Annotated in this window: 22 protein-coding genes and 1 pseudogene; 18 read left to right on the plus strand and 5 right to left on the minus strand. The window is 44.1% G+C overall.

Annotation, left to right across the window (positions count from 1 at the left end; all coding sequences use genetic code 11):
- Positions 1-70: 70 nt before the first annotated feature.
- From mutL to KL866_RS01900, 11 genes are all read left to right on the plus strand, one after another.
- Positions 71-1,918 (plus strand): DNA mismatch repair endonuclease MutL, encoded by a 1,848-nt coding sequence (gene mutL / locus KL866_RS01850; protein WP_214992841.1) that lies wholly within the window; start codon positions 71-73, stop codon positions 1,916-1,918.
- On the plus strand, positions 1,902-2,855 hold the full coding sequence (miaA, locus tag KL866_RS01855) for a tRNA (adenosine(37)-N6)-dimethylallyltransferase MiaA (protein WP_214992844.1): 954 nt from the start codon (positions 1,902-1,904) through the stop codon (positions 2,853-2,855). The genes mutL and miaA overlap by 17 nt, the downstream gene beginning before the upstream one ends.
- Positions 2,856-2,933: 78 nt before the next feature.
- Positions 2,934-3,182, plus strand: coding sequence for an RNA chaperone Hfq (gene hfq, locus KL866_RS01860; protein ID WP_014951092.1), 249 nt, complete (start codon positions 2,934-2,936; stop codon positions 3,180-3,182).
- A gap of 17 nt (positions 3,183-3,199) precedes the next feature.
- Positions 3,200-4,489, plus strand: coding sequence for a ribosome rescue GTPase HflX (gene hflX / locus KL866_RS01865; RefSeq protein WP_025257463.1), 1,290 nt, complete (start codon positions 3,200-3,202; stop codon positions 4,487-4,489).
- A gap of 67 nt (positions 4,490-4,556) precedes the next feature.
- A complete protein-coding gene (hflK, locus tag KL866_RS01870) occupies positions 4,557-5,708 on the plus strand; it encodes an FtsH protease activity modulator HflK (RefSeq protein WP_025257464.1) in 1,152 nt (383 codons plus the stop codon).
- A 5-nt stretch (positions 5,709-5,713) separates the two neighbouring features.
- Complete coding sequence (gene hflC / locus KL866_RS01875) at positions 5,714-6,595, plus strand: protease modulator HflC (RefSeq protein WP_025257465.1); 882 nt, start codon at positions 5,714-5,716, stop codon at positions 6,593-6,595.
- A gap of 318 nt (positions 6,596-6,913) precedes the next feature.
- Complete coding sequence (locus tag KL866_RS01880) at positions 6,914-8,491, plus strand: AbgT family transporter (RefSeq protein WP_029661578.1); 1,578 nt, start codon at positions 6,914-6,916, stop codon at positions 8,489-8,491.
- Positions 8,492-8,701: 210 nt separating this feature from the next.
- Positions 8,702-9,781 carry a ferrochelatase gene (hemH, locus tag KL866_RS01885; RefSeq protein WP_025257467.1) on the plus strand — a complete coding sequence of 360 codons (1,080 nt, stop codon included), beginning with the start codon at positions 8,702-8,704 and terminating at the stop codon, positions 9,779-9,781.
- An 82-nt stretch (positions 9,782-9,863) separates the two neighbouring features.
- Positions 9,864-10,271 carry a DUF4112 domain-containing protein gene (locus KL866_RS01890; protein WP_025257468.1) on the plus strand — a complete coding sequence of 136 codons (408 nt, stop codon included), beginning with the start codon at positions 9,864-9,866 and terminating at the stop codon, positions 10,269-10,271.
- 336 nt (positions 10,272-10,607) lie between these two features.
- The gene (locus KL866_RS01895; protein ID WP_025257469.1) at positions 10,608-12,248 is read left to right on the plus strand and encodes an acetolactate synthase large subunit; all 1,641 of its coding nucleotides are present in this window, start codon (positions 10,608-10,610) and stop codon (positions 12,246-12,248) included.
- A 32-nt stretch (positions 12,249-12,280) separates the two neighbouring features.
- Entirely contained in the window at positions 12,281-13,711 is a 1,431-nt protein-coding gene (locus tag KL866_RS01900) for an aldehyde dehydrogenase family protein (RefSeq protein WP_025257470.1), read from the plus strand.
- Positions 13,712-13,963: 252 nt separating this feature from the next.
- Here the strand turns inward: KL866_RS01900 and KL866_RS01905 are convergent, their stop codons facing one another.
- Positions 13,964-14,329, minus strand: coding sequence for a DUF2237 family protein (locus tag KL866_RS01905; RefSeq protein WP_214992847.1), 366 nt, complete (start codon positions 14,327-14,329; stop codon positions 13,964-13,966).
- A gap of 176 nt (positions 14,330-14,505) precedes the next feature.
- On the opposite strand from KL866_RS01905, the pseudogene ubiG reads away from it, so the two are divergent.
- The 5 genes and pseudogenes from ubiG (at position 14,506) to KL866_RS01930 (ending at position 18,952) form a co-directional block, all read left to right on the plus strand.
- Positions 14,506-15,254, plus strand: a pseudogene (gene ubiG, locus KL866_RS01910) (bifunctional 2-polyprenyl-6-hydroxyphenol methylase/3-demethylubiquinol 3-O-methyltransferase UbiG).
- 252 nt (positions 15,255-15,506) lie between these two features.
- Positions 15,507-16,481, plus strand: a complete 975-nt coding sequence (locus KL866_RS01915; RefSeq protein ID WP_214992850.1) for a triacylglycerol lipase — start codon at positions 15,507-15,509, stop codon at positions 16,479-16,481.
- Complete coding sequence (locus tag KL866_RS01920) at positions 16,481-17,485, plus strand: lipase secretion chaperone (RefSeq protein ID WP_214992852.1); 1,005 nt, start codon at positions 16,481-16,483, stop codon at positions 17,483-17,485. Before KL866_RS01915 ends, KL866_RS01920 begins: the two co-directional genes overlap by 1 nt.
- A 199-nt stretch (positions 17,486-17,684) precedes the next feature.
- Complete coding sequence (locus KL866_RS01925) at positions 17,685-18,293, plus strand: glutathione S-transferase family protein (protein ID WP_025257475.1); 609 nt, start codon at positions 17,685-17,687, stop codon at positions 18,291-18,293.
- Positions 18,293-18,952, plus strand: coding sequence for a glutathione S-transferase family protein (locus KL866_RS01930; protein ID WP_214992855.1), 660 nt, complete (start codon positions 18,293-18,295; stop codon positions 18,950-18,952). The genes KL866_RS01925 and KL866_RS01930 overlap by 1 nt, the downstream gene beginning before the upstream one ends.
- Here the strand turns inward: KL866_RS01930 and KL866_RS01935 are convergent.
- A complete protein-coding gene (locus tag KL866_RS01935; RefSeq protein WP_214992858.1) occupies positions 18,942-19,844 on the minus strand; it encodes a LysR family transcriptional regulator in 903 nt (300 codons plus the stop codon). The genes KL866_RS01930 and KL866_RS01935 overlap by 11 nt on opposite strands.
- 116 nt (positions 19,845-19,960) lie before the next feature.
- On the opposite strand from KL866_RS01935, the gene KL866_RS01940 reads away from it, so the two are divergent.
- Positions 19,961-20,731: a hypothetical protein gene (locus KL866_RS01940; protein ID WP_214992860.1), complete on the plus strand. Its 771-nt coding sequence runs from the start codon at positions 19,961-19,963 to the stop codon at positions 20,729-20,731.
- Between the two features lie 31 nt (positions 20,732-20,762).
- Here the strand turns inward: KL866_RS01940 and KL866_RS01945 are convergent, their stop codons facing one another.
- Together KL866_RS01945 and KL866_RS01950 are read right to left on the minus strand one after the other, a co-directional pair.
- On the minus strand, positions 20,763-21,668 hold the full coding sequence (locus tag KL866_RS01945; RefSeq protein WP_025257479.1) for a homocysteine S-methyltransferase family protein: 906 nt from the start codon (positions 21,666-21,668) through the stop codon (positions 20,763-20,765).
- Between the two features lie 27 nt (positions 21,669-21,695).
- Positions 21,696-22,868, minus strand: a complete 1,173-nt coding sequence (locus KL866_RS01950) for an ROK family transcriptional regulator (RefSeq protein WP_025257480.1) — start codon at positions 22,866-22,868, stop codon at positions 21,696-21,698.
- Positions 22,869-23,136: 268 nt separating this feature from the next.
- On the opposite strand from KL866_RS01950, the gene KL866_RS01955 reads away from it, so the two are divergent.
- Positions 23,137-24,105: a carbohydrate kinase gene (locus tag KL866_RS01955; RefSeq protein WP_214992864.1), complete on the plus strand. Its 969-nt coding sequence runs from the start codon at positions 23,137-23,139 to the stop codon at positions 24,103-24,105.
- A gap of 131 nt (positions 24,106-24,236) precedes the next feature.
- Here the strand turns inward: KL866_RS01955 and yeiP are convergent, their stop codons facing one another.
- Positions 24,237-24,812: an elongation factor P-like protein YeiP gene (gene yeiP / locus KL866_RS01960; protein WP_025257482.1), complete on the minus strand. Its 576-nt coding sequence runs from the start codon at positions 24,810-24,812 to the stop codon at positions 24,237-24,239.
- Positions 24,813-24,875: the final 63 nt, after the last annotated feature.

Below are 24,875 nucleotides of genomic sequence, written 5' to 3' on the forward strand. Positions count from 1 at the left end.
CCTTTAAATTTCGCATTTAGAAGTAAAGTCACTACTTATCCGTAATAGCAAACATCAATAGGGTAGCCTTTTGCCTATAAAGCTTTTATCCCCCCAATTAGCCAACCAGATTGCCGCTGGTGAAGTGGTAGAACGTCCCGCATCAGTAGTAAAAGAACTACTAGAAAATAGCCTTGACGCCGGTGCTACTAAAATAGAAGTGGATATTGAAAAAGGTGGTCACAAAAGGATTCGGATAAAAGATAACGGGGCAGGAATAATAAAAAGTGAGTTGCAGCTTGCTTTGAGCCGTCATGCGACCAGCAAAATCACTACGTTAGATGACCTTGAACAAATTTTGTCGCTAGGCTTTCGCGGTGAAGCATTGGCAAGTATTAGTTCGGTAAGCAGGCTTACACTAACATCGCGGACCGAATCTCAAACAGAGGCGTGGCAAGCGTACTGCGAAGGCAGAGAAATGGCAGTAAATATTCAGCCTGCGGCCCACCCTGTTGGAACTACAATCGATGTTGCCGACCTATTTTATAATACGCCAGCAAGACGCAAGTTTTTACGCACCGAAAAAACTGAATTTCAGCATATTGAAGAAGTTATAAAGCGCATTGCTTTAAGTTACCCCAAAGTGTCGTTTGTGTTGAAACATAACGATAAGGTAGCAAAGCGCTTTATCGCCGACAAAGAAGGAAGCTTAGCAACTCGAATTGGAACCGTAGTCGGGCAGAAATTCATTCAAAATGCCGTGAATATTAGTACAGAGTATGAAGGTCTTCACATTGATGCGTGGTTAGGGAACGAAGCTATGCTACGCAGTAGCAATGACTGTCAGTTTAGTTTTGTCAACGGCAGGGGTATGCGTGACAAGCTTATTATGCACGCTATTCGCCAAGCGTATGAAAGCGTTTGGGGTGTTATCGAGCAGCCTAGCTTTGTGGTATACCTAGATGTTGATCCTAAGGATGTTGACGTAAATGTTCATCCAGCTAAGCATGAGGTTAGGTTTCAACAGGGACGCTTAGTGCATGACTTTATCTGTAAAACAGTGAGTGACGCACTGCATGCCATGACCGATGAACAGTCGTTGACGGGTATGGAGACAAGTCGTCCAGTCAGTTCAGACTTCATTGCTTCACAAGTAGAGCACGATTACATTAGACCCCTGCAAAACCAAACTTCCGACAACACGCGTACATTTAACGAAAACTCTAGTTATCCATCGGGTTCGACTTCTCAAGGGTATGGCCAATTTGCAGGGGGGGCGAAATCGACATCAGCGGGTGGCTTTGGAGGAGGCCGAAACGGGGGCGCAACATCCTTACAAAACAGAGGGCCAAGCGCAGCATATCAGTCAAGTTATAACGCATTGATGACGCCAAATAGTGACATTAGTGATAATGGTACTGATGTAGTGCCAGTAGCTGCACACGTTAATATCTCTTCTATAGCTAGAATTTACCCAAAATTAGAAAAAATTTACCTTCTTTGCGCAACTAAAGTTGCAAGTATCTGGTTAAGCGAACTATTTTTAAAAGCACAGCATGGACAACCACTATTGATGCCGGTCGCAGTTTCGCTTGAGAACGTAGATGACAAAATTGTAGCGTTACTTAATGCATCGCATTTCGAAGTGAACAAAGTGGCTGGGAAATATCGACTGCAACAGGTACCTGCTGGCACGCGTCATTTACCTTGGCTTAAATGGTTTGAATTCTTTTTAACAATAGAAAGCGAAAGTATTGGAAGCACGCTTGAAGAGGCAATGAAATCCCTCGCGTTACCCGAAGAAGTCTTAGATAGTGAAGTGTTGAGCATGCTTTGGTACTGGTTGGATCAGCAAAGCGAAGGGAAACAATGGGAAATTATTGAGCAATTTGCTAAAGTGCGCCCCTTAAATTCAGTGCTAGATGTGTGGGGAGAATAAGGTGTCAAATGGCATAAATTCTGCATTACCTGTAATAGCAATTATGGGCCCTACTGCATCAGGCAAGACTGGCTTGGCATTAGATATAGCGGCCAAGGTTGACAGCGAAGTAATTAGTGTTGATTCAGCCCTTGTATATAGAGGCATGGACATCGGCACTGCTAAACCTACGCTGGAAGAGCAAGCGGGTGTAGTGCATCACCTAATTGACATTATTGACCCTGCAGACAGTTATTCGGTGTCGCAATTTGTTAACGATACAAATGGGCTCATTGGCGATATTTTAGCGCGTGGCAAGGTGCCAATTTTGGCTGGAGGTACAATGATGTACTTTAATGCCTTGATAAATGGAATTTCGCCACTACCTAAGTCAGATGAAAAGATACGAGATGATATAACACAGCAGGCACAACGCTTGGGTTGGTCTAAATTACACGATGAATTGCGTGGTGTAGACCCAATCAGTGGTGAGAGAATTCACCCCAATGACCCACAGCGAATTACCCGGGCACTAGAAGTGTTTAGGAGTACCGGCAAGACGTTGACATATTGGCAAGCGCAAGAGGGCGAAAAGTGCCCTTATAATATTGCACAATTTGCCATAGCGCCCGCAGATAGGGCAGTGTTGCACGAACGTATCGCGACTCGGTTCGACATGATGTTGGAGCAAGGGTTCGAAAAAGAAGTACTGAAACTTTATGAACGCGGTGATCTACATGAAGATTTACCGTCTATACGTTCAGTAGGGTACAGACAAATGTGGCAGTACCTTGATGGCCAGTTGAGTTACGCAGAAATGCGTGAAAGAGGTATTATCGCTACAAGGCAGCTTGCCAAGCGCCAGCTTACGTGGTTACGGGGCTGGGAGCAGATTACATGGCTCGACACATTTGCTAACGATAATTTGATTAAAATTACAGCGAAAGTCACACTTTAAATGTTTGAGTGTGGTATATATTAGACGTGCAGTGATAGTGAAATTTCTATCATGAATAATAAAAACTAAGGATATCAAATGGCTAAAGGGCAATCTTTACAAGACCCATTCTTGAACGCTTTGCGTAAGGAACGTATTCCAGTATCAATTTATTTGGTAAACGGTATTAAACTTCAGGGGCAGGTTGAATCATTCGACCAGTTCGTTATTTTACTGAAGAACACAGTAAGCCAAATGGTGTATAAGCACGCGATTTCTACTGTTGTTCCAGCACGCGCTATCACAATGCCTAGCGCAGGAGATTCTGAAAATACTAAAGGTGAATAATTTAAAAGGTAACGCGCTTGTTTGACCGTTATGAAGCCGGTGAACAGGCTGTACTTGTTCATGTTAATTTTTCCGACGAGAACAGTAAAGAAGACTTAAGTGAGCTTGAATTACTTGTGTCTTCAGCAGGTGTAAATGCGGTCGAAGTCATCACGACCTCGCGCAGTGCGCCTCATGCTAAGTTTTTTGTCGGATCAGGTAAGGCAGAGGAAATAGCAGCTGCTGTAAAGGCACACGATGCTAACGTTGTTATTTTTAATCACGCGCTTTCTCCCTCTCAGGAGCGTAATTTAGAAGCGGTGTGCAAATGCCGGGTGTTAGATAGAACTGGGCTCATTCTTGATATTTTCGCGCAACGCGCGCGAACGCACGAGGGTAAGCTTCAGGTTGAACTAGCTCAGTTGAGACATATCTCAACTCGTCTCATCAGAGGATGGACACACCTTGAGCGTCAAAAAGGTGGTATTGGTCTTCGCGGTCCGGGTGAGACTCAGCTAGAAACTGACCGTCGATTACTTCGTGGCCGTATTAAAGCCATTCTTCGTCGTTTGGAAAAAGTGCAAAAGCAGCGTGAGCAGGGTCGTCGCTCACGTAAACGCGCTGAAATTCCAACGGTATCCTTAGTTGGCTATACGAATGCAGGAAAATCGACGCTGTTTAACACCATTACCGACTCACACGTTTACGCTGCTGATCAGCTGTTCGCAACGCTGGACCCTACGTTACGTAAAATCGAGTTAAAAGATGTTGGACCGGCAATTCTAGCCGACACAGTTGGTTTTATTCGTCATCTTCCCCACGACTTAGTCGCTGCGTTTAAAGCGACGCTTCAAGAAACACAAGAAGCTGATTTACTGCTTCATGTTGTCGACATTGCCGATGCAAAATATCGTGAAACCATGGACGAGGTAAATAACGTACTTGAAGAAATTGAAGCTGGGGACATTCAACAATTACTAATCTGTAATAAGATTGATAAACTAGACGACGTTCAGCCGCGTATAGAGAGAAACGATGAAGGCGTGCCTGTTAGAGTGTGGTTGTCTGCACAAACTGGCGAGGGAACGGAATTATTAAGCCAAGCTTTGACTGAATGTTTAGCGAAAAGCATGGTGAACTACACATTGAAAATTCCGCCTGCTCAAAGTCGATTGCGTGGCGTGTTGTACGAGCTAAACTGCATTGCAAGTGAAGAATACGACAGTCAGGGAGACTGGGTAGTTGATGTAAGAATGCCCGCTGCCGATTGGAACAGGCTTGAAAAGCGTCTGGAAAACGGAATATCAGAGTATGTTGTGCGACATTAAGCAGTGTTAGACACTGCATTGAGCATGCAAAATTCAAAAATATAACAGTAATCTATGGAGTATCAGCATGGCTTGGAATGAGCCGGGTGGCAATAATAACGACCCGTGGAAGAATCGCGGTGGGAAAGAGCAAGGTCCCCCAGATTTGGACGATGTTTTTAAAAACTTATTTGGTAAGTTTGGAAAGTCAGGTGGCAACGGTGGTGGCTCGGGCAAAAGCCTAGGCGGCATCGGTGCTGGTATTTTAGTAGGTTTACTTGTCGTGATTTGGTTCATTAGTGGTTTTTATACCATTCGTGAAGCCGAGCGCGGTGTAGTACTCCGCTTTGGCGAGTATCATCAACAAGTAGAGCCAGGTCTTCGCTGGGCACCTACATTTATCGATACTGTAATTCCTGTCGATGTTCAGTCTATACGCGATCAATCATCTTCAGGCTCTATGCTTACTGAAGATGAAAACGTAGTGAGCGTTCAAATGGAAATGCAATTCCGCGTTGTTGATCCGTACCGTTGGACGTTTGCCGTTGAAAGCCCGGAGCAAAGCTTGAGTCAGTCTCTTGATAGCGCTATCCGTTATGTAGTTGGTCATTCGACAATGGATGACGTACTTACAGACGGACGTGAAGTAACGCGTCAGCGTGTGTGGGAAGAGCTACAGTCGATCATTGAACCATACAACATGGGCGTTTCTATCATTGATATGAACTTCCGTGATGCTCGTCCACCTGAGCAAGTTAAAGATGCATTTGACGATGCTATTGCTGCACAGGAAGACGAACAGCGCTTCATTCGTGAAGCAGAGGCTTATGCAAGAGAAATTGAACCTCGTGCTCGTGGTCAAGTGAACCGCATGAACGAAGAAGCACAGGCTTATAAAGAGCGTGTAACGTTAGAGGCGCAAGGTGAAGTGGCACGTTTTGAAGAATTACTTCCTCAATACGAGCGAGCACCTGTGGTTACGCGTGAGCGTATTTATCTTGAGACCATGGAAGAAGTGTTAAGCAATACCAGCAAAATCATGGTTGATAGCAAAGGTGGCAACAACATGATGTATCTTCCGCTAGATAAAATTATGGAACGCCAGCAATCTACGAACAACAAAAATACGCGCAATACATTGGAAGGCTTACAAGCACCAGTAACCGATGCTAACGGCCGCAGCCGCAACAGTTCACCAAGTTCAGGCTTGCGCGGCGATAGCTACAGAGAGGGGAGATAAGCACAATGAAGAATTTGTTAATTGCAGTATTTGTTCTTCTTGTTTTGCTTGCATCAGGCTCACTGTTTGCAGTTAAAGAAGGCGAGCGCGCCATTGTTATTCAATTTGGTAAAGTTCAAAGAGACGACGCAACCGGAGATACAAAAGTATTTGAACCGGGTCTTCACTTCAAGCTGCCATTCATTGACACAGTACGTGTACTAGATGCACGTGTTCAAACGCTTGATGGCTCACCAGATCGTTTTGTAACAAGCGAGAAAAAAGACCTTATCGTTGACTCTTACGTGAAATGGCGCATAGAAGATTTTGCGCGTTACTATCTATCGACTGGTGGTAATAAGCTTCAAGCCGAAGCATTACTTAAGCAGAAAGTTAACAACGGTCTACGTTCAGAGTTTGGTACACGTACTATTGCGCAAATAGTTTCAGGTGAGCGTTCAGCGCTTATGAATCAGGCAATGGAACAGGCCTCTACTTCTTCTGATGAATTGGGCATTGAAATTGTAGACGTTCGTGTCAAGCAGATTAACCTGCCTACTGAAGTAAGTAACTCTATCTTCCAGCGTATGCGCGCAGAGCGTGCTGGCGTTGCCCGTGAGCACCGCTCAGAGGGCCAAGAGCAAGCTGAAGTAATTAAAGCGAACATTGACGCAAAAGTAACGGTAATGCTGGCAGATGCTGAGCGTAATGCTCGTCAATTGCGCGGTGAAGGTGATGCGATTGCAGCTCAAATTTACGCTGATGCTTATTCTAAAAATGCAGACTTCTACAGCTTCTTGCGTAGTATGGATGCGTACAAAGAAAGCTTTAACAGTAAACAGGATGTTATGGTCATTGCGCCTGATAGTGACTTCTTTAAGTACATGAATCAGTCGAAAGGCAACTAAAAATCTAGTGTTTTTATGATTATAAAGGCCAGTCTTTTAGACTGGCTTTTTTGTATCTGCTCTAAAAGTAACTTACTGATACAAAGTGGTTATTTTTAATTATATGAGGCCAATTTAGCAAAGTGTACAGTGAGTTTACCTCTCATTTTCCCTATTCACTGCCAAATTTTCACTAAATCGGGTAAAATACCGCCTGAATATTATTAAAACACGCCACTCATTAAGTACAAAGTTGAAGCCGTCCCAGCGTTAACTTTGATGTAGTAGGCGTAAATAAACGACAGAGGGAAGATTTTGACAACGGAAAATAAAAATTCAGTGTCTGCCGATAATAACGGCGGACAAGGTGGGTTATTCTCGCGATTTCTCGCCACGGTGGAATGGTTAGGAAATCTACTTCCACACCCGGTAACGTTATTTGCGCTGCTTTCACTTTTCATAGTGGTTTTAAGTGGCATATTAGGTTACTTCGATTTAGCTGTTGCTGACCCTCGCCCTGTAGGCGCGAAGGGACGTGAAGAAGACGGTATGATTGAAGTAATATCCTTGATGAGTGCCGAAGGCCTGCAGCGAATTGTGACCGGGCTTGTAACTAACTTCACCGGGTTTGCACCACTTGGCACCGTGCTTGTTGCACTTCTAGGTGTATCGGTAGCTGAGCACTCAGGTCTTTTATCGGCAGCAATGCGTGCGTTGGTTATGAATGCCTCTAAACGCGCCGTAACCTTTGCTGTTGTGTTTGCCGGTATTATTTCAAATACCGCCTCAGAACTTGGCTATGTTGTGCTTATTCCTCTGGCGGCGATGATCTTCCACTCCTTAGGTCGCCACCCGTTAGCCGGTCTTGCTGCAGCCTTTGCTGGTGTTTCGGCAGGTTACAGTGCAAATCTTTTGTTAGGTACAGTCGACCCACTGTTGTCGGGTATAACAGAAGCGGCAGCACATATGATTGACCCTGATTACATGGTTGGCCCAGAAGTGAACTGGTACTTTATGTTTATCAGTACTTTTGTGGTGGCCACTATGGGGGCGCTAGTTACTGAAAAAGTGGTAGAGCCGAGGCTGGGCAAATTTGATCCGGCTGATGCTTCAATAGACCTAGGCAAACAATCTATGGATGCGCCAACGGAACTGGAAAAGAAAGGCCTGCGTTGGGCAGGAATATCTTTCGTTGTGGTTTGCGCAATACTCGCGTTAACAGTAGTACCTGAAAACGGTATTTTGCGCCACCCTGAAACAGGTGAGGTAGCTGGTTCTCCTTTCCTTAAAGGCATTGTTGCTTTCATCTTTATCACCTTTGCTATTCCGGGTTTTGTGTACGGAAAAGTAACCAAGTCGATGAAAAACGACAAAGATGTGATTGATGCTATGGCTAAAAGTATGGGAGCCATGGGCCTATATATCACCTTGGTTTTCTTTGCCGCGCAGTTTGTTGCTTTCTTCAAATGGACAAATTTAGGCACTGTGCTAGCCGTTAAAGGCGCAGCTCTCTTGCAAGCGGCAGGGTTAGACGGCCCTTCTGTGTTTATCCTCTTTATTTTGATGTGTGGCGTGGTTAACTTGTCATTAGGCAGTGCATCTGCGCAATGGGCAGTAACAGCGCCTATTTTTGTGCCTATGTTAATGCTTATTGGCTATTCGCCAGAGGTTATTCAAGCGGCCTACCGAATCGGTGACTCAGTCACAAATGTTATCGCACCTATGATGAGTTATTTTGGGCTTATATTAGCCATGGCTGCCAGATACAAAAAAGACTTAGGTATGGGTACACTTATCGCGATGATGCTGCCTTACTCCATGGTCTTCATAGTAGGCTGGACCATTTTATTCTATATTTGGGTATTCTTACTTGGTATGCCGGTAGGCCCAGGCGCAGCTACATATTACCAGCCTTAAGTAAATAACCAGCTCAGTAGCCACAATGTTTGTTAAGTGGCGGTCAAATAGCGGTATATGTTCTTAAATATAATTTTCGAACATCTACCGCTTTTTTAATGCTTAAAATCTATTGGAGCAATCGTGCTTTTCTGGCGTTATTAAAGATCATAATCTAAGGTAATTCAGTATAATAGGGATATAGCGCAGTACTTCTTGGACGATAAATACATGAAATACAAATCAAACAAAGGCTTTACCCACGGGCAATCTGATAAAATCGGCGTTTTGGTGACTAACTTAGGTACACCAGAAGCGCCAACAAAGCAGGCCTTGCGGCCATACCTTAAAGAATTTCTATCAGACCCTCGCGTAGTGGAAGTGCCAAAAGCAATTTGGTGGTTTGTATTAAACGGCATCATTCTAAACTTTCGACCTAAGCGCTCGGCAGAGGCTTACTCTACCGTCTGGACCGAAGAAGGTTCACCACTTATGGCAATCACGAAAGCACAAGCGTTGGCGATAGCTGAGCGTTGTAAAGCGCAGTACGGTGATGATGTCATTGTTGATTTTGCTATGCGCTACGGTAACCCAGCTATTGGTGACACGATTGATGCCATGCTGGCAAAAGGCGTACGTAAGCTTGTAGTGCTTCCGCTATATCCTCAATACAGTGCGTCGACAACTGGCTCTACCTTTGATGCCATAGCAAAAGACTTTACCTCGCGCCGTTGGCTTCCTGAGCTGCGTTTCGTCAACCACTATCATGATCGTGATAACTTCATCATTGCGCTTGCAAATAAAGTAAAAGCGCACTGGGAAGTGAATGGCCGCGCAGATAAACTTATATTGTCTTATCACGGCATTCCTAAGCGTTATTTGATGAATGGCGACCCTTACCACTGTGAATGCCATAAAACATCACGTTTGCTCGCCGAAAAGCTCGGGCTTTCGCACGACGAATATATGACAACTTTTCAGTCTCGTTTTGGTCGAGAAGAGTGGTTAAAACCGTATACAGATGAAACATTGAAATCGTTGCCGGAAAAAGGCGTTAAATCGATTCAGGTTATGTGCCCCGGTTTTTCAGCCGATTGCTTGGAAACTATTGAAGAAATTGGTGAAGAGAATCGTGAATACTTTATGGAAGCAGGCGGCGAGCGCTATGAATACATCGCTGCATTAAACAGTGATGACGAACACATCGATGTGCTGTTTGACATAGTGCAAGAAAATCTACATGGCTGGGCGGTAGAATCTGATAATGGTTTGCGCGCTGGGTTAGCCAGAGCACTTGGCGCCGACCAATAATCAGTAGGCAAATAATGATTTAACAATCACAATTTTGCTTATAGCACTTCAAACTCATAAAGGAAGAAAGGGAGAGCACAACGTGGACGTAAAAGCACCAAAGGCACTACTTAAAGCGCAGAAACTAGCGAACCTGTTAGATACTGCAGTAAAGCTTCCCTTTATTCCTATAAAAATTGGCTTGGACTCTATTGTGGGTCTTATTCCCGGAGCGGGGGACGCCATCATGCTATTCGTTTCATTGCGCATTGTTTGGCTAGGAAAAAGTTTAGGCATGCCCAAAACACTTGTAGCTCAAATGGTAAAAAACTCTGCCATCGACTTCGGATTAGGTTTTATTCCGTTTATCGGTGATATTGTGGATGTTTTTTACAAAGCCAACCAAAAAAACGTTCGCATTATGGAGCGCTGGTGGATAACAGAAAATAAAGGCAGTGTTGATGCAGCTACACAAGAAAAACTTGCTCAGTGGGAAAGCGAAAACCTCTAAACGCTAATTCTTAAACTCAAGAGTTTAGCGCTTTAATAATTCGCTGAGGGGCTGACTTTTTCGTGAAACCGAAGTTAGTTTCCGCACAACATACCTCATGTAAGTTTCAAGTTGTTAGCGGGCTTGGTTAATGTTATGAACCAGCTTAATAGCAAGTACCCTCATTTGAATTTCTACCTAAACGACAAAATTTTTTGTGAAGATATTAATTGGCATCCCAAAACTCTGACGTTAAGTTAATAGCGTCATAAAAAAATACCAATCGTTTTTTATGCTGAAGTCGTAGCTAACAATCACAACCCATCGAAATACCTCTATACAAGGAGCGTGCAGTAAATGAAAGCGTCCGACTTATTTGTTAAAGCGTTAGAGGCTGAAGGCGTAGAGTATGTCTTTGGTATTCCCGGCGAAGAAAACCTCGACCTACTAGAGTCGTTGCGAAAATCCTCAATTAAATTAGTGCTGACTCGCCATGAACAAGGGGCTGGCTTTATGGCTGCTACCTACGGCAGGCTTACCGGAAAAGTGGGCGTGTGCCTATCAACTCTTGGGCCTGGCGCAACTAATTTAGTTACCCCTGCGGCCTACGCTCAGTTAGGTGCTATGCCCATGTTAATGATCACCGGGCAAAAGCCAATTAAAACCAGCAAGCAAGGCCGCTTTCAAGTTATTGATATCGTGGACATGATGCGACCCATTACTAAGTTCACCAATCAGGTTGTAAGTGGAGACCGAATACCTTCAACAGTACGTGAAGCCTTCCGACTTGCTTCAGAGGAGCGACCTGGCGCAGTACATATCGAGTTACCAGAGGATATAGCGGCAGAGCAAACTAATGCGCAAATTTTAACGCCCAGTATGGCGCGTAGACCTATTGCTGAGTACAAAGCCATCGCCTCTGCTATCTCTATGATTGAAGAAGCCCATTCGCCGTTGTTATTGATTGGCGCAGGTGCCAATAGAAAGTTAACCGCAAAAATGCTTAGGGAATTTGTTGATAAAACCTGTATTCCATTTATCACTACGCAAATGGGTAAAGGCGTACTTAACGAGAGCGATCCCCGCTTTGCAGGTAACACCGCGCTGTCCGACGGTGATTTTGTGCACCGAGCAATAGAACGCGCCGACCTTATTATCAATGTAGGTCACGATGTAGTGGAAAAACCCCCGTTTTTTATGCACCACAATGATAAAAAGGTTATCCACGTAAACTTCGATTCAGCAGCTGTAGACCCCGTCTACTTTCCACAACTTGAAGTGGTCGGAGACATTGCTAACAGTATTTGGCAAATAAAAGAGGGCATTACTCCGCAAGACAGTTGGACACTCGACTTTTATAAAGACGTGCATCAAGCTTATGTAGAACATCGCGCGGAAGCAGAAGATGACAATCGATTCCCCATTTTACCCGAACGTCTAGTACGCGATATTCGTAAAGTGATGCCAGATAACGGCATTGTTACACTAGACAACGGCGTTTATAAAATATGGTTTGCCAGAAATTACCCTGCTTATCATCCTAATACGCTACTTCTGGATAACGCATTAGCGTCTATGGGCGCGGGCCTTCCCTCAGCTATTGCTGCAAAATTGGTCAATCCAGATGCTCCTGTTTTAAGCGTATGTGGTGACGGTGGGTTTATGATGAACAGCCAAGAAATTGAGACCGCTGTAAGGCTTAAACTCGACCTCGTGGTGATCATCTTGCGCGATGACGCGTACGGAATGATTAAGTGGAAACAAGCAAACATGCAGTTTGATGAATTTGGCTTAGATTACGGTAATCCCAACTTTGTTAAATACGCACAGAGTTATGGTGCGCAAGGTTGGCGTGTGGACGATACAGACGTACTTATTCATATGGTAGATAAGTGTTTAAACACAAAAGGTGTGCACATTATCGATTGTCCTGTTGATTACAGCATGAATGACAAAACACTTAATCATACCATTAAAGAGCTGAGTGCAAAGCTTTAAGGCATAGCATTGAAAAGGTAAGGAGTTAAAAAATGTTGAAGGAAAGCTACCCCTATTATTTAGCCAGTGAACCCGAATACGCGAACACCGACCTAGAGGTAACGAATAAGTATAATGGCGAAGTAGCGACTAAAGTTGCTATGGCTGATGCTGACACAATCGATAAAGCGATAGCTGCTGCTGAAAAAGCGCAGCCTGCTATGACTGCGATGGCACCTTTTGAAAGACAAGCAGTGTTAGAGCATTGCGTTAAACGCTTTACGGAACGCGCTGATGAGCTAGCAAAAGCACTGTGTATTGAAGCAGGTAAACCTATCAAAGATGCTAAAGGTGAAGTTACTCGATTAATCGATACCTTCAAAATTGCAGCGGAGGAATCGGTTCGTATCAATGGCGAAACGGTAAACTTAGAAATATCAGCGCGGGCAAAAGGTTATCAAGGCATGACCAAAAAAGTCCCCATTGGTCCATGCTCGTTTATATCACCATTTAATTTCCCGCTAAACTTGGCTGCCCATAAAGTGGCACCTGCCATTGCAGCTGGTTGTACATTTGTGCTTAAACCAGCCTCACGCACACCTATTGGTGCACTTATTATTGGCGAAGTGTTGGCAGAAACAGATCTACCCAAAGGAGCATTTTCAATTCTACCGTGTAGCCGTGATGGTGCTGATTTATTTACCACAGACGAAAGACTCAAGCTGCTAAGCTTCACAGGCTCGCCAGATGTGGGTTGGGCGCTGAAAGCGAAAGCAGGTAAAAAGCCTGTCGTGTTAGAGCTTGGCGGCAATGCCGCATGCGTGGTTGATGAAGATGCTGATATTGAAGATGCTATCGACCGCGTGATTGTTGGGGCTTATTATCAGTCGGGTCAAAGCTGTATCAGTGTTCAGCGCCTCTTAGTGCATAGCAAAATATACGATGAGTTCAAGTCACGCTATGTGGAAAAAGTAAAAGCCTTAGTATCTGGTGACCCTTCAAACGAAGATACTTTTATCGGCCCCATGATTTCTGAGGGCGAAGCTGAACGTTTACACGGCTGGATTACAGAGGCCAAGGAAAAGGGCGCGACTATTTTATGTGGCGGTACTCGCGAAGGCGCAATGCTTGAAGCTACGGTTATGGAAAACGTACCTAAAGACTGCGATGCCAGCGCTGAAGAGGCGTTTGGTCCGTTATCTATTTTAGTGCCTTTCGATGACTATGACGACGCGCTTAAAGAAGTGAATAACAGTCGCTACGGTTTGCAAGCTGGTGTATTTACCCGTGATATTTACAAAGCGCACAAGGCGTGGGATGTACTTGAAGTTGGTGGCGTAGTGATTGGTGATGTACCTAGCTGGCGGGTGGATAATATGCCATATGGCGGCGTCAAGGATTCAGGACTCGGTCGTGAAGGTATTCGCTACGCGATAGAAGATATGTCTGAAACTCGACTTATGGTTATTCGAACACCTCAGTGATCTTTAGGGTTTTTATTGCTGAAGGTTTGCTTACTAAACAGTAAATGCCAAATCCAAAAACAGTGAACATGTATCCAAGGTGTCCTGTTTACCAAACGGACGAGTACTAAAGAGTAAAAGAGCATGCTTAACCAAGCATGCTCTTTTTTACTATTCGTATCTTTTTTATCAATATGTATTTAATTTTGAGTACTGCTGTTGGCTCTTGTGAGTGGGAGATATTCTTCTAACCCCATTGCTTTTGTACACCCCCTAGTTTTTGTCAGCCGCATATTCTTCCAACAAAGAAAGGGGAATAATATCCAGAGCTTTCTCGTGGGTGGCTTCCAATCGTACCTTTGGCGCAACACCGGCTTCGTAAGCCTGCAACCACCGAGCTGCGCACAAGCACCACCTGTCGCCGTCAAGTAGACCGGGGAAAGACATGCTAGGCCAAGGAGTTATCAAATCATTCCCCTGTCGTAAGGAAAATTGTAGAAATTCATCGCTCACCACAGCGCATACACTGTGATTGCCCGCATCAGCATCGGGTACATAGCAAAAACCTTCACGGGTAAACCCAGTATTTCCACAGCATAGCTGGAGCGGTCGACCATATACATTTTTTGCGTTTGCCAAAATCAGAACCCTCTTTCACAACGTATATTCTTATAATGTGTCTTTATCTACGTGCCCATTTAGAATTATAAAGGTGAAAATTTTCAATGCTCACCTTACTGTATTCACCTTATGACCCTAAATGATAGGGGTCAATAGAAAAGCACTAGTGTACTTACGTTCAAAGGTAAAAAATCGTGCTCGATAAAAGTAAAAAAACCGGGGAAGTTAACTTTTCTGAAGAAGAAATTTTGCGCTTTGACTCACTGGCAGAGTCATGGTGGGACCCCAACGGCAAATATAAAACAGCCCTTGAGTTTAATCGAGCGCGCTTAGATGTCATTAAAGCGCAAATAGAAAATCATTTCGGTAAAGGTAACCTCCCACCCGATTACTCATCTTTATCTATCGTTGATATAGGTAGCGGCGGTGGGCTTATCAGCGAGCCTTTGGCTAAACTAGGGGCGAACGTAACTGGCATTGATGCAAGTGCGGTAAGTGTAGAAGTGGCGAAACGTCATGCTGAAAAAAGTGGCGTATCGGTAACCTACAAACATATGCTTTCAAGCGAACTGGTCAAAGAAGCAAGGCAATATGACATTGTTATAAACGCTGAAGTGGTAGAGCATGTGCCTGATCAGCAACAGTTAATTGATGAATGTGCTAGTTTAGTCAAACCGGGTGGAATGCTAATTCTCGCCACCTTAAATCGAACGGTTAAAAGCTATGTGTTGCCATTGTTGGGGCTGAATACGTAATGCGCTATTTGCCCGTGGGAACCCATGATTGGCAAAAATTTGTAAAGCCCGGTGAACTGGAAAAATGGGTTGGTGGAGACTTTACGTTGAAGCATCAGATAGGTATGAAGCTAAACCCATTTAAGGGAAAGTGGCTAACTACTTCTAGTGTTGCCGTAAACTTTATCCAAGCCTATTCCAGAAAGTGATGACGGTTTATTAATTGTGTTTATGGTTTGTATTTCGAATGAAAATGGTATGGGCGAGTATACTCATTTGTGAGCACTATCTTGTTGAATTTAACGGTTATTGACGGTTAGCTGACAAAAGATCTCACTGATCCATGGTTATCCTCCTTATTAAAATTTCAACACAAAGGTTGATCTTTACAGTTTGTTTACATAATTATAACAAAGGTCTGACCACAGACCACAACGTGATAATTATGAGGCACACACACGATGAGAATATCCAAAAATAATAGAGCAAGGAACGCTCTCATTGTCACTCTGCTTGCCATAACAGCAAGTGTTAGTTCATTAGTTGGAGGGGCAGGACAAGCCTTCGCTGGAACATACGCAAAAACTGAACACCCAATAGTATTAGTCCATGGCCTTTTCGGCTTTGAAGATATACTTTTTGTCGATTACTTCTATAAGGTTCCGCATAAACTCAGCCGCAATGGCGCTGTGGTATACATTGCTGAAGTTTCACCAGCAAACTCCACAGAAGTGCGCGGCGAGCAGTTACTTGAGTATATCGACGAAGTACTTGCCCTATCAGGCGCAGACAAAGTGAATCTTATTGGGCATAGTCACGGTGGCCCAACGGCACGTTACGCCGCAAGTGTGGCGCCAGAAAAAGTTGCCTCGGTAAGCTCTGTCGCCGGTGTTAATTGGGGAAGTAAAGTCGCAGATGAGTTACGGGATGCATTCGCTGAGGACTCAGTGGGTGAAGGCGCTGTAGGCATTGTGGTCAATGCATTTGCCAATATTATTGAAATTGCGTCTGGGTCAGATCCACGTGACAAGCCCACAGACTCAATCGCGGCACTTGATTCTCTATCAACTGCAGGTTCTGTAGCATTTAATCAAAAATACCCAGAAGGCATGCCTTCCGCTTATTGTCGTAACGACGGTAAAATGTTAGCTGAAAATGGCGTGTACTACTTCTCGTGGAGCGGCGGAAGAACTTATACCAATGCTCTTGATGTAGTTGACCCGTTTTTAGCTATTACCGGCACTGTGTTTAACGAGCCAAACGATGGCTTAGTATCAACCTGTAGTTCCCATTTAGGTAAAGTGCTGAAAGACAATTATAAGATGAACCACCTAGATGAGGTGAACCAGAGTTTTGGTATAACGCACTGGTTTGAAACCGACCCGGTAGATGTGTTTGTCCGTCAGGCTAATCGTCTTAAAAGATTGGGCTTGTAGTGACGAAAAGTAAAGTACGCTATGCGTACCCAATACTCACAGGGCTAGTTGTAGTTGCTCTGTTGGTATTGGGGACTATTTTTTATTTTCAATTTACATCTGACAACAAGAAAATTGATGCAGAGCCTACTATCAAACGGGCAAAGCTTAGCTGGCAAAAAGAAACCAATGAATTGCTGGGCAAGAATGGAACAACGCATAAAGAGGCAGATGCAAGCCATCATCTTAAAAACGAAGCAGCGACGGCAAATAAAAGCCTTATTCCTTTTGAGCTTAACTACTCAACTAAAGACGCTTTCGACCGCTTTATATTTGCGCGTACAACAGAAGACCCGCAAACCGTTAAGTTAGTCTATACCACCTACGTTAGCACCGTATTTACATCAGATACCCATGCGGTAGCGTCTGACTTATTTACCCGTTATGTCGATTATAAAGTGGCGCTTTCTGTTATCGAAATAGAGGTCGACCTTGCGAGTCATAACTTGCAGGATGTGTCTTATAAACTTGATGAGCGTGAAAAAATAAGGCGCACTTTCTTCAATGACACCGAATACCGTTATTTATTTAGCCAAGAAGCACAGGTGGACGAGGCCGCATTGGCGCGCTTACAAGTTGCTCATGAAAGCACCTTATCTAGAGGCGAAAGAAAAGCCCTCATTGTCGCGTCGATTGAAGCGGGAAACCAAGCCGAGCGCCAAGCTTTTCAGCCAACGCTGAATATGCATCGAATCAACGAGATAAAACGCAGCCACAAAAATGTTAATGACCGATACAATGCAGTGGCGGCAGAGTTTGGCAATGCAGTGGCAGAGCGCTTCGCGAAAACCTGGAAAAAGCAGGCACAATGGGAAAGCAAAATTGCTGAGTATGAAAAGTTTCGCGATAACCTATCGAATCAGGCCCTTGCACCGGGCGAGGAAGGCGTCGCACTACGTGAATACCAGTCTGCACGCTTTACCGATAATGAAATAAAACGCCTTAAGGTAATTACCGGCTCATAAGCGATGTCTGGATCACAATGTAGGCGTTCACAACTGGTGTTACTGCCTTTCGACAGCAAAATTTAGCGCAGAGGTATAACCATAAAAGTACTGAATAGTTCTATGCATAGGCAGAGTGATTTGAAAGCGGTTTGTGCAGTCACTAATCTAAAAAGAACGTAATACCCGACAATCCGTTATAAGGTCTGTGGCAATCATTATGAAAATCTACGAAACGAAAACGGCGCCTAACCCACGTCGAGTACGCATGTTTTTAGCCGAAAAGGGTATTGATGTTGATTACGTTCAGGTCGATATTCAAAAAGGCGAAAACCTAAGTGCAGAAATGCGTGTCAAAAATCCTTTGGGTAAGATACCTATTCTAGAGCTCGATGACGGTACGTGTATTGCCGAAACTGATGCAATTTGCACTTACTTTGAAGCATTACAGCCAGATCCACCTCTAATGGGCACTACGCCCGTTGAAAAAGCGACAATATCTATGTGGCAGCGCCAGGTCGAGCTCGCATTTATGATGCAAATTGGTATGTGTTTCCAGCACACCACGGGTTACTTTAAAGATCGTATGACACCGGTTCCTGAATATGGCAAGGAAGCGGGAATTAATGCGTCTAAATATCTTAACATTTTAGAGCGTCGGCTCGGTGTTAAAGAGTTTATCGCTGGTGATACATTTTCCATTGCCGACATAACGGCGTTATGCGCTATGGATTTCGCGCGAGTGGTAAAAATTCGTGTGACCGATGATCATGTTAATTTAGCGCGTTGGTATGACGCAGTAAGCAACCGAGTGAGTGCAAAAGCCTAATGATAGATTTATATACCGCAGCTACACCGAACGGTTGGAAAGCCTCAGTAGCACTTGAAGAAATGGGGCTTGAGTATACTGCACATGCTGTGAACTTAATGAAAGGCGAGCAGAAAACGCCTGAGTTTCTGGCAATGAACCCAAACGGGCGCATACCCGTTATCGTTGATAGAGAAGCCGACGGCCATGTTGTTTTTGAATCTGGCGCAATCATGGTTTATCTGGCTGAAAAGACCGGGATGTTTCTACCTAGCGACGCTAAGCGCAAAAGCCAAGTTATGCAGTGGCTAATGTTTCAAATGGGAGGCATAGGCCCCATGATGGGACAAGCAAACGTATTTCACCGCTATTTAGAAGAAAAAATTCCGGTAGCAATTGCCCGTTATCAAAACGAAGTGCGACGGTTATTCACCGTATTAGATAGCAGACTAGAAAATCACGAATACTTGGTGGACGACTATAGTATTGCCGACATGGCTAATTGGTGCTGGGTGCGCACTTATGAATGGTCTGGTGTAAGTATTGAAGAGTTAGACAACCTTATACGCTGGAAAAACAGTATTGAGGCAAGGCCAACCGCAAGGCGTGGCGTTGAAGTGCCCAATAAAATTGATAAAGAGGCACTCCTTAAAGGCGCCAAAAACGTGGTTACGAAATAGCGCTTGAAACCACATCGACAAATTGATTTAGCCATCCAGACGCCATACTAGGTTTGTATATCAACTCAAAGTACTCTTTATGGCAAAAGTCATAATCTGATACAGTCACGCTAGTAAGGTTATGGCTTTTCACTATGAAGTCAGGTACGTATGCCAAAGCGAATCCTCTTTGGACGATAGATAGCATTGTACCAAAATCGTTGCATCGATAATGTATGGACCGAGGTACCCTGTCATCTTTCCATCCATCCGAACCTACGCCCCGTTTTATACCACAAAAAGGTGAAACATCAGGGCAAGCGAACCCAAAACTAAGCAAACTTTGGCTTGTTAATTGGCCGCTTTTCGCTTCTGCTACAGCAGGGTGGTTTTTGGCTGCGGCAATAACATAGGAAGATGAGCCTAACAATATACGTCGAAGCGAAGGGTCTCTTTCTCGTTCCTCCATTGCAAAAGCAGTAACAAGGGCGATGTCACAGCCCCCTTTAGTGACATTCTCAATCGCTCTACCTTCCCAGCACGCATTGATATTGCTGTGGAATCTCGCCTTGAGTTCGGATGACTTCGCGAGCAGTCCCGGTAAGTAGTTTTGAAGCAAAAGCGATGGACCAGCAATGGTGATGTTAGATACGGCAGTGCTACCCCTAAACTCGCTAAGCGCTTGATCGGCTTCGTGTACAAGGTGAGTTGCATATAGCAAAAACTTGTTACCCCGAGAGTTGAGCCGAATGTGTTTGCCTACTCGGTCAAAAAGCTGAACCTCTAACTTTTGTTCTATGCGTTTTAGCACTTTAGACAATGCGCCCGTGGTTGCTGCCAAGTGCATAGATGCTTTGCTCAAGTTCTCATGTTGGGCAATAACGATAAATTTTCTTAGGTCTTCAATGTCCATAGATACACTTTATTGTTTCCAGTTAGGAATTGATTAAGTATTTATTGTAGCTTAATTGTGGTTGATTGGTATGCCAGTATCGCCATATTAACGTTCAAGCGAAGCATACAGGGTTTATGAAACGTCTTTGTTTTTCTATTTTATGTTTGTACATGATGTGTACAGGTGCGACAGCTACAATCACAGATGATTTGATCATCAATGGCACTAGCAAAGCGCTAAAGCCAAGTGCTCCTTTGCATTCTGACCATAAAAGTCATGACATGACTGGCTCTCACGGTATGGTGTTGTTTACTGATGGCGTTGAACTCTATGCGAGTCACTTGCCATTATATTATTCCCCTCACGATTATCAGCTTATCTACAAAGTAGAAAGTACACATAAAGCTAAGTTGATTAGGTATTTGCGCCAAGCGAATGCAAACTCATCTTCTACCGGTAACATGATCACCCTGTTACCGGAACACTTTGACTTGAATAAACTTATTGGTGGAGAGCGGTTTTCTATTTCATCACAGCTTTATAAAGGCCATTTTGAGCGGGGCGGGACTAAGTGGTTAGATGAATCTGAAATAACATTTGCAAAGCTGTTGTTCAAACGTCGCTTGTCACACCAATACAAGCCAGCATACGCTGATGGAGATATTCATCAAAAGAGCTTCGACGAGAATTGGACGAGTATTAGTCTAGGCGACAAACAGCTATACATTCATCATATTAGCGAGCGACCGTCATTCGATGCATTATTTGTCGTTAACGGCTGCCAAAAAACTGCAGAGAACGAAGTGAGTAAAAGTGTGCCAAGCGTGGCGCAAATACAAGATACTTTTACACACTGCGATGCGCCAAAGCTAGTGTACTTCGAAACGGAAGACTTTGCGCTGTAATGCCAAAGGTTTGCACTAGTGTGATCTGAGTTTAAGGTTTTAAGTTGTTACTGATGGCCTTGATATGCTCAGGGCCTATGCCGCAACAGCCACCGATAATACTGGCACCCGCCGCTATCCATGATTGAGCGTAATCCGCATAGCGCTCTGGCGTTATATCGTTGCGAAGCTCTGATAAAAGCGCGTTAGCTTCATGCTGACGCTTTCTTTCTGAAAAGCTATTGGCGTAAGCACCAGTAGTAATGTCCTCATTTATTTTTCGCGTAATTGTTAGTGCACTTTCCATTTCTTCAGGTTGTGAACAATTAAAAAGTACGCTTTCAACACGCTCCAACAAAGACGCTATTTTTTCTACCGGCTCGCCTGAGCGAAGGGTTACGGGCTCGTTTGATGAAGCTCTATTTTGCAAGGAAAACGACAGCCAAATGGGATGGGAAGAGAGTGTTTTTAATAGTGAAACTACCGCTTCAGCTTCTTCAATCGAGCAAGCCGTTTCAATAAGCCAAACATCTACAAAAGGCGCTTGCGCTTTAATAAGAGGCGTTAAAATCTCTGCCACACGCTTTGCATCGAATAAGTCCGGGCGATACGAGCCAAAAGCAGGTGGCACACAGCCGGCGACTGACAACTTATCGCTTTTATCCTGCTGAAAAGTGACGGCCTCCCTTGCTAGCTTAGCCGCTGACTCGGCCAGCAAAAATGCTTGTTCGTTAAACGCGGTTTCACCAATATGAAATGGAACGAGAGCATAGGCATTTGTAGTGATGACAGTGGCACCCGCATTTAAAAAGTGGGTGTGAACCTCACGCACTAATTCAGGGGTTTGCATTAATGCCAGTGCAGACCATTCCGGCTGTTTAAAAGGCGCGCCGATCTTTTCAAGTTCACGACCCATACCACCATCTAGAATATGAATCACTTTGCTACTTACTGTCATGAAAACCTTAACTGTACATCTTAATAGTTAAAAATAGTTAGCCTGAAGCGCCAAGTTTGCGCTTCCAATCGATTGGGCTTTTACGCCCACGTGACCGGGACTAACTTGCGCAGGTTTAATACCACGCATATCTAAGTCTTTCAGCGCACTTTGGGTTGCTTCAACTAATTGTTCTTTTATGTTGCTTGGTATGGCGCCGTCAATAATTACGCCGTCTAAGTCCAAAAGGCTCATAGCGCACTGTGAAGCGAAGGCCAGCCCTTTGGCCGTCTCACACACCCAATTTTTTACCAGTGATTCATCGCACTGCCAGTAGGAGGGTGACTCATAAATGTGCTTGGCGTCTTCCCCTGCTTTTTCCAGCTCTCTTTCCAATAGATAAAGCGAAGACTGTGTTATTAACTGGCGCTGTTGATTCTGGCCAAAAAAAGGTAGCGAGCCAATAGCACCGGCATTACCCGCTTTGCCATTGATGAGTTGGTTGTTAAGTACCAGGCCGCCGCCTAAAAACGTACCGACAAAAATATATAAAAAGCTATCGTATTGCTTTGGATTGCCGAAAGACATTTCCGCACTACATGCTGCTCCTGCATCATTTTTAATGAAAACAGGTAGGTTCAATAAGCTTTCAAGTTCGGTTTGCGGGTCGAACTCTTTCCATTCCTCTAACTCTTTTTTCGGCGCGCCTGCTTCTTCTGCCCAGCTCCAAATTTCAAAAGGCATAGCTACACCTAACCCTCTCACTAGGCTTTGTTGCGCTGCATCTATATTTTTAGTTAAAACATTGAATGCACGCTGCGCAAAGTTCAGTAAATTGCTTACCGTCGGGTAAGCGAACTTTTCGTGAAGGGTCGCTTTAACATTGCCTTTTAAGTCGAGTAAGGTCATATCAAAACTGCGGCGACCTACTTTAAGGCCAATGCTGAATGCCCCGTTAGCATTCAACCCGAAAGGTACTTTAGGCTGGCCGACGCCACCTTTTATAGGCGTTAAGCGTTTAACTAAGCCATCGGTTTCTAACTTCTTGATAATTACCGTAGCAGACTGCGCCGACAGCCCAGTCAATTGTGCAATTTCAGCTTTAGGTAATGCAATGCGTTGCCGAATTAAGGTTAAGATCGCGCGCTCGTTCGCTGAGCGATTATCAACTAACTCTGGTGCGTTTTGTGAAGGCAGGTGAAATGCCGATTCAATATTCAAAGTAATTACTATCTACCGTTAAAAGTGAAGTGAGTTTAACAAAACCAATCCGCATAGATAATGCCCACTTCTGTTCAATAATGTCTATAGTTTCTAATGCAATAACTACACATCCTACAATTCTTTGGAAAAAATATAAATCAATTAGGTTGATTTAATGGTTTTGTTCGTCAATACTATGCCCCAATTAATTAACGATTCGTTAACCTTGCGCATTGTGCGCACAAGGTAAACGTCCTTTATTTACATTTTTTTGAGCGAGGCTGGTATGAAAATTTTATGTTTAGGTGAAGTGCTTATTGATATGTTAAGCCAAGGTGCAGCCCCCAAAGATGGCAACATACCAGCCATGAAGCCTTTCCAGCCTTACGCTGGTGGCGCGCCAGCTAACGTGGCGGTTGCTGTTGCCCAACTAGGTGGTGAGAGCGCGATGGTCTCGAAAGTCGGTGACGATACTTTTGGGGCGTTTCTTAAAGAAATGCTTGATCACTATAAAGTAAACACGGACTTTGTGTGGACGACTCAAGAAGGCAATACGGCGCTGGCGTTTGTAAATTTAGATGAAGACGGCGAGCGTTCGTTCGACTTCTACGTAGATAATGCCGCGCATAAGCACATTTCAGAACAAGATTTGTCGACGATTGATTGCGACAAAAATACAGTACTTCACTTCTGCTCGGGTTCAATTTCTGGCCCTGAACTTATCCCTGGCACTGAGTTTATTTTAAACAAGGCAAAGGAAAGCGGCATGATGGTGTGTTTAGACATTAACTATCGCCCAGCGTTTTGGGATGATACTGCTAATGCTCCAGCGCGTATTGATGAGGCGGCTAAGAAAGTTTCTGTATTAAAAGCAAGCCGAGAGGAACTTGCAGAGCTTTACGGCGAAGAAAATGCCGATGCAAAGGTACAACAGTGGCTTGATAGTGGGGTTAAGGTTGTATTGGTAACAGACGGTGGTGAGCCAATTCACTATATTACTAAATCGTTCAGCGGCACCTTGGCATCGCCAAAAATGGACGTAAAAGACACTACTGCAGCCGGTGATTCATTTATCGGTGGTTTCCTTTATTTCCTTTCGACAAAGGTTAAGAATGCCGACGAATTCGATGCATGGGCCGAAAACTTTGAAAATGTAAGCGAAGCCACTGAGTTTGCTATTCGCTGTGGGGCTTACACAGTAACCCAATATGGCGCATTTAGCGCATTACCTACTCAGGCAAATATTGCTAAATAAGTCGGGCGAAAGCACGCTTCAAAACTGTGTGTAATAAACAATAAAAAAGGGTTCAATATGAACCCTTTTTTGTCATCTAAAAGCATTGAAAGTAGCTTAAATTCCAGCCTAGGCTAGTACTTTAAATTGGCTTAGTGCTTATCAGCTCTGCTTTGAAATTTTCGTTCTTCGGTGTTGACCTTAATCCATTCACCTGTGCTGATGTATTCTGGCACTTGTACTACTAAGCCTGTTGAAAGTGTGGCTGGTTTGGTACGAGAAGTAGCAGACGCACCTTTAATCGATGGATCTGTCTCAACTACTTCAAGCTCAACGCTCATCGGTAAGTCTAAGGCAACCGGCACTTCACTAACTATGACAACTTGAATGCCATCGGTCTCTTCGTTAATAAACAGCGCTTCGTTTTCAATGCTTTCTTTGTTCAAGTGATAAGGGGTGTAGTCTTCCTTATCCATGAATACATATTCTTCGCCATCAATATACGAAAACATGGCAGGGCGACGAATTAAGTCAGCCATATCTAGGGTGTCTGAGTCTTTAAAGGTTTCATCGTATTTGGCACCCGTTACCACGTCGTACATGCGCATGCGATAGATGCTGCCACCAGCACGGCCTTGAGGGACAGAGCGTTCAATGTCCCGCACGATGCAAGTTTTTCCGTCAAATACCACAGTGTTATTCTTTTTAATTTCACTAGCCTTAGGCATGGCGATTTCCTATTGTTTTATTTTCTTAAGGTGCAACCCTTGTTTCTATCTCGCTCCATTCTC

The sequence above is a fragment of the Alteromonas sp. ALT199 genome, from assembly GCF_018619335.1.
GTDB lineage: Bacteria > Pseudomonadota > Gammaproteobacteria > Enterobacterales > Alteromonadaceae > Alteromonas.